The organism is Yersinia mollaretii ATCC 43969, assembly GCF_013282725.1.
Classification (GTDB): domain Bacteria; phylum Pseudomonadota; class Gammaproteobacteria; order Enterobacterales; family Enterobacteriaceae; genus Yersinia; species Yersinia mollaretii.
Genome location: NZ_CP054043.1, coordinates 3,553,980 through 3,568,671 on the forward strand (window position 1 = coordinate 3,553,980; position 14,692 = coordinate 3,568,671).

The following is a 14,692-nucleotide window of genomic DNA, read 5'->3' on the forward strand; positions in this document are numbered from 1 at the left end:
TAATGATTGCAATGAAGATTAAGTGACTAAAATTACGATTTCATATGCATACTGTTTATTTGTACAGTATAGCGGGATTTTATGACATTTGATTAGCTTTTAACCTGAATTTGCGAAGAACTTCGCAAAAAATCATCCGCTTGCTCAAGTTGGAGATGGCTGAAAACTGGGATACCGTGGCGGCGCAACAGTGCGGTGGTAACTCCCTCACCAGCACGTTGAGTGCCGCTAAAATGACCATCATAGATACGGCTACTGCCGCAAGATGGGCTACCTTCCGTCAAGATGGCCAATGTGCAATGGTGCTTTTGCGCCAATTCCAGTGCCTGATAAGCGCCTTGCAGGAATTCACGGCTGACATCATTGCCCCACTGCTCAATCACCCGCGCCTGCCCTTGCAGCACAGCCTCACCGTTGCCTTGCTGAATTTCTGCGGGTGGACGGGGGACCGGCATTCCGGCAGCCAATTCAGGGCAAACCAACACCAAGCGCCCTTCGTCCTGCCAGCGCTGAATAATGTCATCACTAACAGAGAGCGCACTGCCGTTATAGCGTACCGGTTTTCCCATCAAGCAGGCGCTGATCAGGATACGTGCAGGTTTCGATTCCGATTCCACGTTGTTATCAACCTTAATGAATATTCTGCGGCAAATAAAAATGCTGATAATAAGCCACCATCCTAACGGCTAATTGCGGTTTCGCCCACCCTGACCCGATCAATAAACTTTCTGGGTTATGCGATTGTCATCACGATAAGAGCCAATTTTTAACTTCGTGCCATGATAGGCATCTTTTGGAACTCTATTTCATGCAATAATTATCAGCAGAATCTTTATCAGCCAATGGCAGCAATATTGCGGAGAGTTATGGATACGTTTTTTATTGATCGGATGGCTACGCCGCAGGGCGAGTTGGTACTGATTGCAGACGAAGAGAATCGGTTACGTGCCATTGATTGGACCGACCATTATGAGCGCCTAATGAAGTTGCTGCGCAATCACTACCGCGAGAATACCTTTACGCTGGTTGAGAAACGCAATCCCGGTGGGCTGAGTGAGAGTATGCAGCGCTATTTTGCTGGTGAGCTGAGCATCATTGACGATTTACCGGTTAAAACCGCCGGGACTGATTTTCAGCGTCAAGTCTGGCAGGAGTTGCGGAAAATTCCCTGTGGCGCAACCATTACCTATGGTGAGTTGGCAAAAAGAATTAACCGCCCGACGGCGTCGCGTGCTGTTGGCATGGCAAATGGCTTGAATCCTATCTCGATCGTGGTTCCCTGCCATCGCGTGATCGGCCAGCAAGGTGCATTGACGGGTTACGCTGGCGGAGTGGAGCGAAAACGCTGGTTATTAATGCATGAGGGTTATCTTTTAGGATGCTAACTATTCTTGCACTTATCAGATGCAAGAAAAGATGTTAAAATTGACGCATATCAATATTATTGGGAATACCCTATGATCCCGGAAAAACGCGTAATCCGACGTATTCAGTCTGGTGGTTGTGCAATTCACTGTCAGGATTGCAGTATCAGCCAGCTCTGTATACCGTTTACCTTAAATGAACATGAGCTGGATCAGCTCGACAATATCATTGAAAGGAAAAAACCTATTCAGAAAGGACAGGCGCTGTTTAAAGCAGGTGATGAACTCAAATCCCTGTACGCCATCCGTTCCGGGACCATAAAAAGTTATACCATCACCGAAGAGGGTGACGAGCAAATCACCGGTTTCCATCTGGCGGGCGATCTGGTCGGTTTTGATGCTATCAGCAATTTGCAGCATCCTAGCTTTGCGCAGGCGCTGGAAACCTCGATGGTTTGTGAGATCCCATTTGATACGCTGGATGACTTATCTGGCAAAATGCCCAACCTGCGTCAGCAGATGATGCGCCTGATGAGTGGCGAGATCAAAGGCGATCAAGACATGATTTTGCTGCTGTCGAAAAAGAATGCAGAAGAGCGTTTGGCGGCCTTTATCTATAACCTCTCGCGCCGTTTTGCTCAACGTGGCTTCTCTCCGCGTGAATTCCGCCTCACCATGACACGGGGTGATATCGGTAACTATTTGGGTCTGACAGTAGAAACCATCAGCCGCTTGCTGGGTCGTTTCCAGAAAAGCGAAATTCTCAGTGTAAAAGGTAAATACATCACCATTGAGAATACCGAAGCTCTGGGCAAGTTAGCGGGTAATCCAAGACCTACCCTGTAGTGCTATTGTTGACCAGATCAATTTAATTGGTCTGGTTCTCTCTCCCACCTATCCTCTTTCACTTTCATGGTTTACTCTTTAACTAACATACTGTTAATTCACGGTTGTAAGGAGACTCTATGGCAAAGTATCAGAATATTCTGGTTGCTATTGACCCCAATCAGGATGATCAACCTGCATTAAGACGTGCAGTTTACCTTGTGCAGCGCAATGGCGGCACAATCAAAGCATTTTTGCCTATTTATGATCTGTCATATGATATGACCACCCTGCTGTCGCCTGATGAGCGCACCGCAATGCGTAAAGGGGTTATTAGCCAGCGTTCAGCTTGGATAAGTGAGCAGTGTCGGTTTTATCTGGATGCCGGTATCCCAATTGAAATCAAAGTGGTGTGGCATAACCGCCCCTATGAAGCCATTATTCAGGAAGTCCTGAAAGCCAAGCACGATTTGTTGCTGAAAATGGCGCATCAACATGATCGACTGGAATCCATCATCTTTACGCCAACTGACTGGCACTTATTGCGCAAATGTCCCTGCCCCGTCTGGATGGTCAAAGATCAGCCTTGGCCGGAGGGTGGCACCGCGCTGGTGGCCGTCAACCTCTCAAGCGAAGACCCACTTCATGACCCGCTCAATCTGCGGTTGGTCAAAGAGACCCTCGAACTCGCCGAGAACGTCAACCAAACTCAAGTACATTTGATTAGCGCCTATCCGGTCACGCCGATTAATATCGCCATTGAGCTGCCTGATTTTGACCCGAGTGTCTATAACGATGCTATTCGTGGTCAGCATTTGGTGGCGATGAAAGCCTTGCGCCAACAGTTTGGCATTGATGAGAAATTCACACACGTCGAAAAAGGCTTACCTGAAGAGGTTATTCCTGATTTGGCTGAGCATTTACGGGCGGGTGTGGTGGTACTAGGGACGTTAGGGCGCACCGGGTTGTCTGCCGCCTTTATCGGCAACACCACAGAACATGTGATCGACCATCTTAAATGTGATTTGTTGGCGATTAAGCCAGAAGGATTTACCTGCCCGATAGAAGGCAATGAGGATCAGGATGATACTGAATAAATTCTCTTCCCCACGCTCTCACTATTAAGTAAAAAAAAGGGCCACATCATGTGGCCCTTTATCTGCACTACGGAATCATTACAGCGCGCGTAAAATGGCTTCTACGCTATCTTTGGCATCGCCAAATAACATCTGAGTATTATCTTTAAAGAACAATGGGTTTTGCACGCCAGCATAGCCGGTGTTCATTGAACGTTTAAAAGCAATGACACTCTGCGCTTTCCACACTTCCAACACCGGCATACCCGCAATTGGGCTGCGCGGATCTTCCAGTGCGGCTGGGTTAACCGTGTCGTTGGCACCAATTACCAGCACCACATCCGTGCTTGGGAAATCATCATTGATTTCATCCATCTCCAGCACCACGTCGTAAGGGACTTTCGCTTCAGCCAATAACACGTTCATATGACCAGGCAGACGACCCGCAACTGGGTGAATACCAAAGCGCACTTTGATCCCACGAGCTTGCAGTTTTGCCGTGATTTCAGCCACAGGATATTGTGCCTGCGCGACCGCCATGCCATAGCCTGGAGTGATGATCACTGAACTTGCATTTTTCAGCAGATCAGCCACTTCTTCCGCATTGGTTTCGCGATATTCGCCCATCTCTTCGGCATTACCGGTAGAGGAGCCATCGGTGCCGAAACCACCGGCAATCACGCTGATAAACGAGCGGTTCATCGCTTTACACATGATGTATGACAGGATCGCACCAGAAGAACCCACCAAAGCACCGGTCACGATCAACAGATCGTTGCTCAGCATGAAACCCGCCGCCGCCGCTGCCCAACCGGAGTAGGAGTTCAGCATCGACACCACTACTGGCATGTCTGCGCCGCCAATCGAGGCCACCAAATGCCAACCAAAACCGAGCGCAATCACAGTCATCAATAACAACGCGACTACTTGCAGAGCAAGGCTATCGGTTTTGACGAACAGAATCATCAGTAAGAATGAAACAACCAGCGCCACCAGATTCAATTTATGGCGTTGTGGCAGCATCAGCGGCTTGGATGAGATAATCCCGCGTAATTTACCAAAAGCGACAATAGAGCCGGTAAATGTTACCGCACCGATAAAGATGCCCAAGAACACTTCGGTCAGATGGATGTTCACCATCACCGCATCCATGACGGTCGTGCCGTGATCCAGATAGCTGTTGAAGCCAACCAGAACCGCCGCCAGACCCACGAAGCTGTGCAGAATCGCCACCAGTTCTGGCATTTCGGTCATTTCGACTTTCTTCGCCAGATAGATACCAATGGCACCACCAATCACCATGGCAATAATAATCCAAGCAACATTACCGGAGTCCGGCCCAAGAATGGTGGCGATAAGCGCGATAGCCATCCCTGCCACACCGAAGCTGTTACCTTGTTTGGATGTTTCGTGGCGCGACAGCCCAGCCAAACTGAAAATAAATAAAATCGCAGCAACTATGTACGCAGCTGTAACGAGACCACTAGACATCAGTTACCCCTTTATTTTTGTATAACATTATTTTTATTCACTCAGCGTTATCAACTCAGTTTTTAATAATCTAGGTTTTACAAAACTCTGATTTTACAAAACTCGGATTTTATAAAACTTAGTTTTTACGGAACATTTTCAACATACGCTGGGTGACAGTGAAGCCACCAAAAATGTTGATGCTAGCAATCAGCACGGCAATAAAGGATAAGAAACTCACCCAGCCACCATGACCAATCTGCAACAATGCGCCGACGACGATAATGCCGGAAATGGCGTTAGTCACTGACATCAATGGGGTATGCAGCGCATGGCTGACATTCCACACCACGTAATATCCAACCACACACGCCAGTGCAAAGACTGTAAAGTGAGATAAGAACTCTTTCGGGGCCACATTCGCCAACCAACCAAACAGCACAATCGCCAGTGCCATCATGATGTATTTAGGCCATGGTGATGTCGGTTTAGCCTCTTCTTTCACAATCGGCGCGGCTTTCGCTGCCTGAGGCTGCGCTGACACCTGAATAGGCGGCGCAGGCCAAGTCACTTCACCGGTTTTCACCACAGTCACACCGCGAATCACGGTATCTTCGAAATCAATGTCAATCTCGCCATTTTTCTCTTTGCAGAGTAATTTCAGCAAGTTAACAAGGTTGGTTCCGTATAGCTGGGATGATTGAGTCGGTAAACGGCTAGGTAAATCAGTATAACCAATAATTTTTACGCCATTCTCGGTGACGGTCACTTTATCGGCGACGGTCAATTCACAGTTCCCCCCGGTTTGCGCGGCCAAATCGACAATCACGCTGCCCGATTTCATTGATGCCACCATCTCTTTGGTGATCAATCGCGGCGCGGGTTTGCCCGGAATCAAGGCGGTGGTGACGATGATATCCACTTCAGCGGCTTGCGCGGCAAACAGCTCCATTTCAGCTTTGATAAAGGCTTCCGACATGACTTTCGCATAGCCATCACCACTGCCCGCTTCCTCTTCAAAATCCAGCTCGAGGAATTCAGCGCCCATACTCTGGACTTGTTCTTTGACTTCCGGACGGGTGTCAAAAGCACGGACAATGGCACCCAAGCTCCCTGCCGCACCGATAGCTGCCAATCCGGCAACACCCGCGCCAATAATGACCACTTTCGCCGGAGGAACTTTACCGGCTGCGGTGATTTGCCCGGTGAAGAAACGGCCAAACTCGTGAGCTGCTTCAACAATGGCGCGATAACCCGCGATATTCGCCATAGAGCTAAGCGCATCCATGGATTGTGCACGAGAAATACGCGGCACTGAATCCATCGCTAACACAGTCACTTGGCGCTCGGCCAGTTTTTGCAGCAACTCTGGGTTCTGAGCTGGCCAGATAAAGCTGACCAAGGTGCTCCCGGCACGCATCAGTGCAATTTCTTCCTCAAGGGGCGCATTCACTTTGAGGATAAGGTCGGATTGCCACACATCGGTGGTATCCGTAATGGTGGCACCCGCTTCCTGGTACGCTGCATCGTCAAAACTGGCTAAATGACCAGCTCCGCTTTCAATCGCCACGGTGAAGCCTAATTTCAGCAGTTGTTCCACCGTTTTCGGCGTTGCTGCGACACGGGCTTCATTGGCCAACCGCTCTCTTGGTACACCAATACGCATAATGTTCCCTTTTACCTGTCTTTGATGATGAGTATTGCCATCCTGCCTATAGACTGACAAACCTGCTTTGCTATAGCTCCCTATAACCTACTGAAAATGTGACTGATGATCCATATCTGTATGTGCTTCTGATGCAGTTTTTGCACTAAAACTGGCAGGCGGAAAGAACTCTCTATATTTCACTATAAAAATTATATTTACTAGCGGCTTGTCCTGCAACTTTGCGCAAGAATAACCACTCTCGCGATAATCAGGCAGCCCAGTCATGGCGCGGCATTAGGTTAGAAAAATGTAAATAAACAGCACTTATGACGTTAAAGCCATTATTCGTAAAGCTTATCCAGATTCTTAATGTAAAGTCCCAATGGCGAAACTTCAGTATTCATATACTAAGTCATATAAATTGCTGAGACACCCGCCATTATTACATGTAATAATCATCCGCTATTCTGTTACACATCAATTGTTCCGCACGTATCAACGTTAATGCGCAAGGCGAAAGGATTTTTTATGAAGCTGAAATACACGATCATCGCGTCGGCATTGCTATCACTCACTGCGCTTTCTGCTGCACATGCGGCAAAAGAACTCGCACCAGAGCAAGCAGCAGCCATTAAGCCATTTGATCGCATTACCATTACTGGCCGATTTAATGCAATCAATGAAGCAGCTGATGCGGTATCCCGCCGAGCTGATAAATTGGGTGCAGACTCCTTCTATATTCAGGATATCAACAGCAACAATAATGGCGGCAACTGGCGTGTAACGGCCGATGTTTATCATAACGATGCACCGGAAGTGAGCAAAGAGGCCCAGTATCGTGACTTTAACGGTGTGAAAGAGTTGCCAAAAGCAGAAGCTTTTGCACTACAACCTTATGACACCGTTTCAGTCAGCGGCTTCTTCCGTAGCCAGCCTGATATTAACGATGCCATTTCTAAAGCCGCAAAAGAGAAAGGCGCTTACTCTTTCTTCATCGTGCGTCAGGTTGATGCGAACCAAGGCGGCAACCAGTTTGTGACCGCTTATATCTATAAAAAAGATGCGGCAAAACGTGCGGTACAAAGCCCGGATGCTATTCCTGCGGATTCAGATGCGGGCCGTGCTGCATTGGCAGCGGGTGGCGCAGCAGCAGCCAATGTTGAAATTCCAGGTGTGGCCTCTTCAGGGACACCAAGTGCTGATGTCGGCCGTTTCTTCGAAACGCAATCATCAACCGGCAAGCGTTACACCGTCACCTTGGCGGATGGCACGCAAATCCAAGAGTTGAGCAACACCACCGCTGCGCAAATGGTGCCGTTTGACTCCATTAGCTTCAGTGGTCACTACAACAGCATGACCGACGTCTCTCATGAAGTCGCGAAACGCGCGGCGGCTAAAGGGGCGAAGTATTATCATGTGACTCGCCAGTGGCAGAACCAAAGCGGTGGTAACCTGAGCGTCAGCGCTGACTTGTTCAAATAATCGTTTGATTGTCACGATAAGCACAGTAAGGGCAGCCACGCGCTGCCCTTTTTTATCACTCCCTCTCATGCTCTTTTCTCTCACCAACATTGACTGAATAATTTTTTGCCTAAATCGCATAACTAATCATTGCATGATGGCTTATCACTCCGTAAAATCCCCCAAAAATTCGGGCCTATTATCTGTCAAATATTGATCAATTCGCCTCATATAATGCTGTTTACAAGCCAGTAACCATTCATTAATACGCAAAATCAGGAACCCTAATTGGAAAAAAAACTTGGCCTGACTGCGCTCACCGCGCTAGTCCTCAGCTCTATGCTGGGTGCAGGTGTCTTCAGCCTGCCGCAAAATATGGCTGAAGTTGCCAGTCCGGCGGCATTACTTATTGGTTGGAGTATTACTGGCGTCGGGATCATTTTTCTGGCGTTTGCCATGTTATTGCTGACGCGCCTGCGCCCTGAACTGGATGGCGGCATATTCACCTACGCCAAAGAGGGGTTTGGCGACTTGGTCGGCTTCTTTTCTGCATGGGGATACTGGCTGTGCGCGGTGATTGCCAACGTATCTTATTTAGTGATTGTTTTTGCTGCACTGAGCTTTTTTACCGATAAATCGGGCAGTGTGATCTTCGGTGAGGGCAATACTTGGCAAGCACTACTGGGTGCCTCCTTCCTGCTGTGGTTAGTTCACGCGCTGGTTTTACGGGGCGTTCAAACGGCGGCCAGCATCAATATGGCGGCAACACTGGCAAAACTGTTGCCCATTGGCGGCTTTATCATTTTGGCCGGTTTTGCTTTCAGCCTCGATACATTTAGCTTTGATTTTACCGGGATTGCCCTGCACACGCCGGTTTGGCAGCAAGTGAAAGACACCATGCTGATTACTCTGTGGGTCTTCATTGGTGTAGAAGGTGCGGTGGTGGTCTCTGCCAGAGCGCGCAACAAGAGAGATGTTGGCCGTGCCACTATGTTGGCGGTCATTTCGGCGCTCTGTGTTTACTTGCTGATTACCCTACTGTCTCTCGGCGTGGTGCCACGTGCTGAGTTAGCGGGTATGCGCAACCCCTCAATGGCGGGCATTATGGTCGAGATGATCGGCCCTTGGGGAGAGGTGATTATCGCCACGGGGCTGATTATTTCGGTGTGTGGTGCTTATCTTAGCTGGACCATTATGGCGGCTGAAGTGCCGATGGTTGCGGCTAAACACGGCGCATTCCCTAAAATATTCAGTCATCAGAATAAGCATAATTCACCGGCAAAATCACTGTGGCTAACCAACTGCGCAGTGCAAGCGGCGCTGGTTCTGATCTGGCTGACAGGCAGCAACTACAACACGTTACTCACGATTGCATCGGAAATGATTCTGGTACCCTATTTCCTGGTGGGCGCTTTCTTATTCAAAGTGGCGCTGAAACGTCAGGACTGGCGTTTGATTCTGGTTGCCAGTGGTGCTTGCTTATATGGTTTATGGCTGATTTATGCCGCCGGATTGGTGTATCTGCTGTTGTCCGCGCTGCTCTACGCCCCCGGACTGCTGGTGTTTATTTATGCACGCAAAGGCCACGAAGGGCTTCGGCTGCTGAACAAAGTGGAGCGTGTGGCGATTTGTCTGGTATTGGTGGCGACCCTTCCCGCGACCTGGTTCATGATGCACTGAAGGAATAAAATGGGCAGTTGATCACTCAAATGGGCAGATGTTGCGTGGCTTTACAGCCCGACAGCCTCTGTCCATCTGAATAATAGGTATCGAAAAACAAAGACTAACTATTTTCTGCGCCAGATAAATCCACAGATAAACATTCGCCCTTCTGACTTAGCCCCATCGAAAGCGGGAATTTTTGCTTAATCATACCAAGCTGAGCCGTTTCCAAAGGGTAAGGCAGTTGGACATCCAACAGGATTATCCCTTGCTGTTCGGCTAATCGAATCAAGCGAATAATATTGGTTTCATCACTGAGTTGGGTGGACAAGACCTGTAGCGCCAAAGCCGTTAGCCGCTCTTGAGGCGTCTTCTCTAATTCAGCTTTCGACTTTACCACCATCCCAAAAATCGGCATGACACCATAAATCGCATCAATGAAACCCCAGCGTTTTTTGCATGACGCTGCCAGAAAATCCGTGTAATCGAAGCAAATTTTTTCACTGTGCGCTGACGCACTGGTGTTTTCGCCACTCATCCTTCAGTCCTTAGCTGAACGATACAGCTATTCATTAATCAGCGGTATTGAGATATAAACGATGGGCGCAACTAAATAGAGATGACGATACAATCACTTGTATTAATATAATGAAATGGCTCGCCTGTTGTCTAGCAATCCGTCATCAGCATTAATAACAAGTTGTATAGATTACGTGCATGGTATTGCATCGAACAGCAGGCTATCCTGAATTCCGGCCACTTTTATAAACTGAAAAACATGACAAAAATAGTTTTTGTAGAAGACGACCCTGAGGTCGGAAAACTGATCGCAGCCTATCTTGGCAAGCATGATATTGATGTGTTTATTGAGCCTCGCGGCGACACAGCCCAAGCGGTTATCGAACATCAACAACCCGATCTGGTGCTACTTGATGTGATGTTGCCCGGTAAAGATGGGATGACACTCTGCCGTGATCTGCGACCCCATTATGACGGCCCGATAGTATTACTGACCTCGCTGGACAGTGATATGAACCATATCCTCTCCCTCGAGATGGGCGCTAATGACTATATTCTGAAAACGACTCCGCCCGCCGTATTGTTAGCACGATTACGTTTACACCTGCGCCAATACCATCAGAAGCAGCCGAAGGAGATCATGAGTCCGCCGCTGACGGGCCATAATGCCATCCATTTTGGCTTACTTTGCATTGACCCGGTGAATCGGCAAGTCAATCTCAGCGACGAAGAGATTACCTTATCGACCTCTGATTTTGATTTACTGTGGGAGTTGGCCACCCATGCCGGAATCATCATGGATCGCGAAGCGCTACTGAAAAATTTACGGGGCGTCAGTTATGACGGCATGGATCGCAGTATTGATGTGGCTATCTCGCGTCTTCGCCGCAAACTCTACGACAACGCCCTCGAGCCATTCCGGATAAAAACAGTGCGCAACAAAGGCTATCTGTTCGCCCCCAATGCCTGGGAGTCCGTGCAGCAATGAGAAAGCTATTTATCCAGTTTTTCTTGCTACTATTCGTCTGCTTTATGGTGATGGCGATGCTGGTTGGGCTGGTCTACAAAGTCACGGCTGAACGTGCGGGTCGCCAGTCATTGGATGATCTGATGAAAAGCTCACTGTCATTGATGCGCAGTGAGCTGCGCGAGATTCCGCTAAAAGATTGGAACAAAACCATCGCTACATTGGATTTAAATCTCTCTTTTCAATTGCATATAGAGCCTCTTGATAAGCGAGATCTGGGTGAGCGATTGAATAAGCGTCTACGGGCGGGTGAAATCATTGCTTTGGATGATGAATATACCTTCCTGCAACGTATTCCCCGTAGCCATTACGTCCTCGCCGTTGGCCCAGTGCCCTACCTGTTTTATCTGCATCAAATGCGACTGTTGGATTTAGCCCTGCTTATCTTGATTGGCATGTCGTTAGCGTTGCCAGTGTTTCTTTGGATGCGGCCTCATTGGAAAGATTTGCTCAAACTGGAGAACGCGGCCCAACGGCTGGGGGCGGGTTATCTTGACGAACGAACGCATTTTGACCCCACCTCCAGTTTAAGTCGCTTAGGGCTGGCGTTTAACCAAATGGCCGACAACATCAGCAAATTGATTGTCAGCAAAAAAATGCTTATTGACGGCATCGCTCATGAGCTGCGCACGCCACTGGTCCGTTTACGTTATCGTTTGGCGATGAGTGATAACCTGACTGAAAGTGAACAACAGGCGTTAAATCACGATATTGGTCAGTTAGAAGCCCTGATTGATGAGCTGTTAACCTATGCTCGTCTGGATCGTCCGCAAGTCTCCCTGAATCTAGAACCGATAGATTTACCCACGTGGTTAACGGCAAAAGTGATGGATATGCGCATGATTCATCATGAGCGAGAGATCGAGCTTGATATCCCTCATCGCGGGGACTTTGGGGACGTTGACCTGCGGTTGATGGAGCGTGTATTGGATAATCTAGTCAATAATGCACTCCGTTACTCGACTAAACGACTGCGAATTGGATTGTGGTTTGATGGTGACAACGCCTGCTTGCAAGTTGAAGATGATGGGCCGGGCATCCCACTCGAAGAGCGCGCTCGGGTTTTCGAGCCTTTTGTTCGCCTCGACCCCAGTCGGGATCGTGCGACCGGAGGCTGTGGATTAGGTTTAGCCATTGTTCACTCCATTGCACTGGCGTATCAGGGGAGTATCTCCGTCGATGCCAGTTCATTGGGTGGAGCCAGCTTCCGCTTTTGCTGGCCAGTCAAAAACCGTCAGTCGCTGCCCGTCGAGCAAGATGATTAATACGATTTGTACCAATAATGTGATTAGCTCTAAAAATACAATTTGCCTATCCGATTGATGGAGTTTTCTATGACCACGGCTTATCAGCACCTGCGTACTACTTTCACTCGCCTTTCCCGCTTTGAGCATCTGTCGGCGATCGCCGGATGGGATATGCAAACCATGATGCCCCCAAAAGGTAATCTTGCGCGCTCAGAAGCTATGGCTGAGCTAAATGTGTTGCAACATCAAATCCTAACGACCAAGCAGGTCGGTGAATGGCTGAAGCAGGCTGACCAAGAAGCGCTGAATGATATTGAGCTGGCCAATTTGCGCGAAATGCGCCGCCATTACAGTAATGCTGTTTTGCTGCCCGAAGCATTGGTCGAGGCAAAATCATTGGCCGGAGCCAAATGCGAACATGCCTGGCGGCAACAACGTATTGCTAATGATTGGCCCGGTTTTGCAGAAAATCTGCGTGAAGTGGTCAAACTGAGTCGTGAAGAAGCCGCGATTCGTGCTCAGGCTGCCGGAACATCCGGTTATGACGCCCTGCTAAATTTGTACGAACCGGGGACGAACAGCGCTGATCTGGACCGTATCTTTGGTGATCTCAAACAATGGCTACCGGCGCTATTGCAAAAAGTGACAGCCAAACAGGCTAGCGAATCCTGTCTGATTCCACAGGGGCCATTTGAGCTGGAAAAACAGCGTCAACTGGGGCTGAGTGTGATGAAAGTGCTGGGTTTTGACTTTGATGGCGGCCGAGTGGATGTCAGTGTCCACCCATTCTGCGGTGGTGTTCCCCAAGATGTTCGCATCACTACCCGTTATAATGAGCAAGAATTCCTCAGCGCACTGATGGGTATTGTGCACGAAACAGGTCATGCCCGTTACGAGCAAAATTTGCCACGTGAATGGTTAGGGCAACCCATTTCCCATGCGCGTTCAACCGCCATTCATGAGTCTCAAAGCCTACTGTTTGAAATGCAATTAGCCCGCAGTAACGAATTTCTACAAGTGATTCGCCCGCTGGTTGTACAGCAATTTGGTGAGCAGCCAGCATTAGCCGAGCAAAATTTCATTGCCTTAAATCAGCGCGTCAAAACCGGTTTTATCCGGGTTGATGCTGATGAAGTGAGCTATCCAGCTCATGTCATCTTGCGCTATGAAATTGAAAAAGCTCTGATCAGCGGTGAAATCGAAGTGGATGACATTCCTGAGCTGTGGAATGAGAAAATGCAGCAATACCTCGGGATTAATACGGAAGGTAATTATCGCAACGGCTGTATGCAAGATATCCACTGGACAGATGGGGCTTTTGGCTACTTCCCGACTTATACATTGGGGGCGATGTATGCAGCACAATTATTCCAAACAGCTCGTGATACGATTCCCGGATTGGATCAGAGTATTGCCAATGGCGATCTCAGCGCCCTCTTCAACTGGTTGCAACAGAATATCTGGCAACATGGCAGCCGTTACCCAACAGCAGAGTTGATCACCAAAGCCACGGGTGAACCACTCAATCCGCGATTTTTCCGCCAACATTTAGAGCGCCGCTATTTGTAAGCGACCCCACTAAAACACGCGCCCGACTTCTTCCCCCAAGTCGGGCCTTTCCATCCTGAGAAGCATAAATCCCACTTAATTTCAAACGACTATGCTGGGGCATAAGTGTGCTTATTTAAGGGGAAACCATTTGTATGTTGTAACTAAAGTGGTTGAAAAAGGGGCTGACTGAAATTCTTAGCAAAATGTCTCCAGCGGTGAGAACTGGCGGATCGTAAAGACGCCGTCAATCCCTCCCTGGAGGCTCGAGCCGCGCCGTCCGTGGCTCGGACGCTTTACTCTTCCGACAGCCCTCACCGTTTCAGATCGAGTCATTAGGTTTTTTCAGCAGTCTTCGATTGCTGTTATATCGTGCCTGTACAATCGGTTACATGCCGAAACCAATGACTCACGGAAGGGATTAGGGATTTCCTCTACTCTTATTTCAACGACCCACCGGGGCCGATATACAGACAGAAAACTGAGGAATAAATCATGAAAACAGTATTAGCTCTGATTGTTGCCGCAACCTTGGGTATCTCCTCTGTCGCATTTGCCGCCGACACTGTCGCCCCACCTGTTGCACCCATGGCGACAACGCCGGCAGCGCATAGCGCCCCAGCTAAAACCGTGCATCACAAGAAAGCTACAAAATCGATGAAAAAAATGGATAAAGCAGCCCCAATGCAAAAAGCGCAGGCTGCCAAAAAACACCCTAAAAAAGCGGCGCACAGCAAATCTGCCCCGGCCGTTGTACCGGTCGCGAAATAGCCCGGTTTAACTTGGGAAAGCTGAAACTGGCTCTTCGCGATTAAGCTGTAACAGCTGATTCACTCAACACCCGG

The 14,692-nt window shown here is 48.8% G+C and carries 13 protein-coding genes; 9 read left to right on the forward strand and 4 right to left on the reverse strand.

Annotated elements, in window-relative coordinates; translation table 11 throughout:
* Nucleotides 1–92: 92 nt before the first annotated feature.
* Nucleotides 93–569: a 2-thiouracil desulfurase family protein gene (locus HRD69_RS15835; RefSeq protein WP_004874333.1), complete on the reverse strand. Its 477-nt coding sequence runs from the start codon at nucleotides 567–569 to the stop codon at nucleotides 93–95.
* 297 nt (nucleotides 570–866) lie between these two features.
* On the opposite strand from HRD69_RS15835, the gene ogt reads away from it, so the two are divergent.
* The 3 genes from ogt (at nucleotide 867) to uspE (ending at nucleotide 3,286) form a co-directional block, all read left to right on the forward strand.
* A complete protein-coding gene (ogt, locus tag HRD69_RS15840) occupies nucleotides 867–1,385 on the forward strand; it encodes a methylated-DNA--[protein]-cysteine S-methyltransferase (protein WP_032813666.1) in 519 nt (172 codons plus the stop codon).
* A gap of 72 nt (nucleotides 1,386–1,457) precedes the next feature.
* Complete coding sequence (locus tag HRD69_RS15845) at nucleotides 1,458–2,210, forward strand: fumarate/nitrate reduction transcriptional regulator Fnr (RefSeq protein WP_004874331.1); 753 nt, start codon at nucleotides 1,458–1,460, stop codon at nucleotides 2,208–2,210.
* Nucleotides 2,211–2,329: 119 nt separating this feature from the next.
* Nucleotides 2,330–3,286 (forward strand): universal stress protein UspE, encoded by a 957-nt coding sequence (gene uspE, locus HRD69_RS15850; RefSeq protein ID WP_004874330.1) that lies wholly within the window; start codon nucleotides 2,330–2,332, stop codon nucleotides 3,284–3,286.
* Between the two features lie 78 nt (nucleotides 3,287–3,364).
* On the opposite strand, the gene pntB is transcribed toward uspE, so the two are convergent.
* Both pntB and pntA read right to left on the reverse strand, forming a co-directional pair.
* Nucleotides 3,365–4,756, reverse strand: coding sequence for a Re/Si-specific NAD(P)(+) transhydrogenase subunit beta (gene pntB, locus HRD69_RS15855; RefSeq protein WP_032813665.1), 1,392 nt, complete (start codon nucleotides 4,754–4,756; stop codon nucleotides 3,365–3,367).
* A gap of 118 nt (nucleotides 4,757–4,874) precedes the next feature.
* Nucleotides 4,875–6,401, reverse strand: coding sequence for a Re/Si-specific NAD(P)(+) transhydrogenase subunit alpha (gene pntA / locus HRD69_RS15860; RefSeq protein ID WP_004874328.1), 1,527 nt, complete (start codon nucleotides 6,399–6,401; stop codon nucleotides 4,875–4,877).
* 510 nt (nucleotides 6,402–6,911) lie between these two features.
* Here pntA and ydgH point away from each other — a divergent pair.
* Nucleotides 6,912–7,865 carry a DUF1471 family protein YdgH gene (ydgH, locus tag HRD69_RS15865; RefSeq protein ID WP_032813664.1) on the forward strand — a complete coding sequence of 318 codons (954 nt, stop codon included), beginning with the start codon at nucleotides 6,912–6,914 and terminating at the stop codon, nucleotides 7,863–7,865.
* A 267-nt stretch (nucleotides 7,866–8,132) separates the two neighbouring features.
* Complete coding sequence (locus tag HRD69_RS15870; protein WP_004874325.1) at nucleotides 8,133–9,524, forward strand: amino acid permease; 1,392 nt, start codon at nucleotides 8,133–8,135, stop codon at nucleotides 9,522–9,524.
* A gap of 103 nt (nucleotides 9,525–9,627) precedes the next feature.
* On the opposite strand, the gene HRD69_RS15875 is transcribed toward HRD69_RS15870, so the two are convergent.
* Complete coding sequence (locus tag HRD69_RS15875) at nucleotides 9,628–10,044, reverse strand: hypothetical protein (RefSeq protein WP_004874324.1); 417 nt, start codon at nucleotides 10,042–10,044, stop codon at nucleotides 9,628–9,630.
* A 240-nt stretch (nucleotides 10,045–10,284) separates the two neighbouring features.
* Here HRD69_RS15875 and rstA point away from each other — a divergent pair, with 240 nt between their 5' ends.
* From rstA to asr, 4 genes are all read left to right on the forward strand, one after another.
* Complete coding sequence (rstA, locus tag HRD69_RS15880; protein ID WP_032813663.1) at nucleotides 10,285–11,013, forward strand: two-component system response regulator RstA; 729 nt, start codon at nucleotides 10,285–10,287, stop codon at nucleotides 11,011–11,013.
* Nucleotides 11,010–12,317, forward strand: a complete 1,308-nt coding sequence (gene rstB / locus HRD69_RS15885) for a two-component system sensor histidine kinase RstB (protein WP_032813661.1) — start codon at nucleotides 11,010–11,012, stop codon at nucleotides 12,315–12,317. Before rstA ends, rstB begins: the two co-directional genes overlap by 4 nt.
* A 69-nt stretch (nucleotides 12,318–12,386) precedes the next feature.
* Nucleotides 12,387–13,868, forward strand: coding sequence for a carboxypeptidase M32 (locus tag HRD69_RS15890; RefSeq protein WP_032813660.1), 1,482 nt, complete (start codon nucleotides 12,387–12,389; stop codon nucleotides 13,866–13,868).
* Nucleotides 13,869–14,342: 474 nt separating this feature from the next.
* Nucleotides 14,343–14,618, forward strand: coding sequence for an acid resistance repetitive basic protein Asr (gene asr / locus HRD69_RS15895; protein WP_004874320.1), 276 nt, complete (start codon nucleotides 14,343–14,345; stop codon nucleotides 14,616–14,618).
* Nucleotides 14,619–14,692 lie beyond the last annotated feature (74 nt).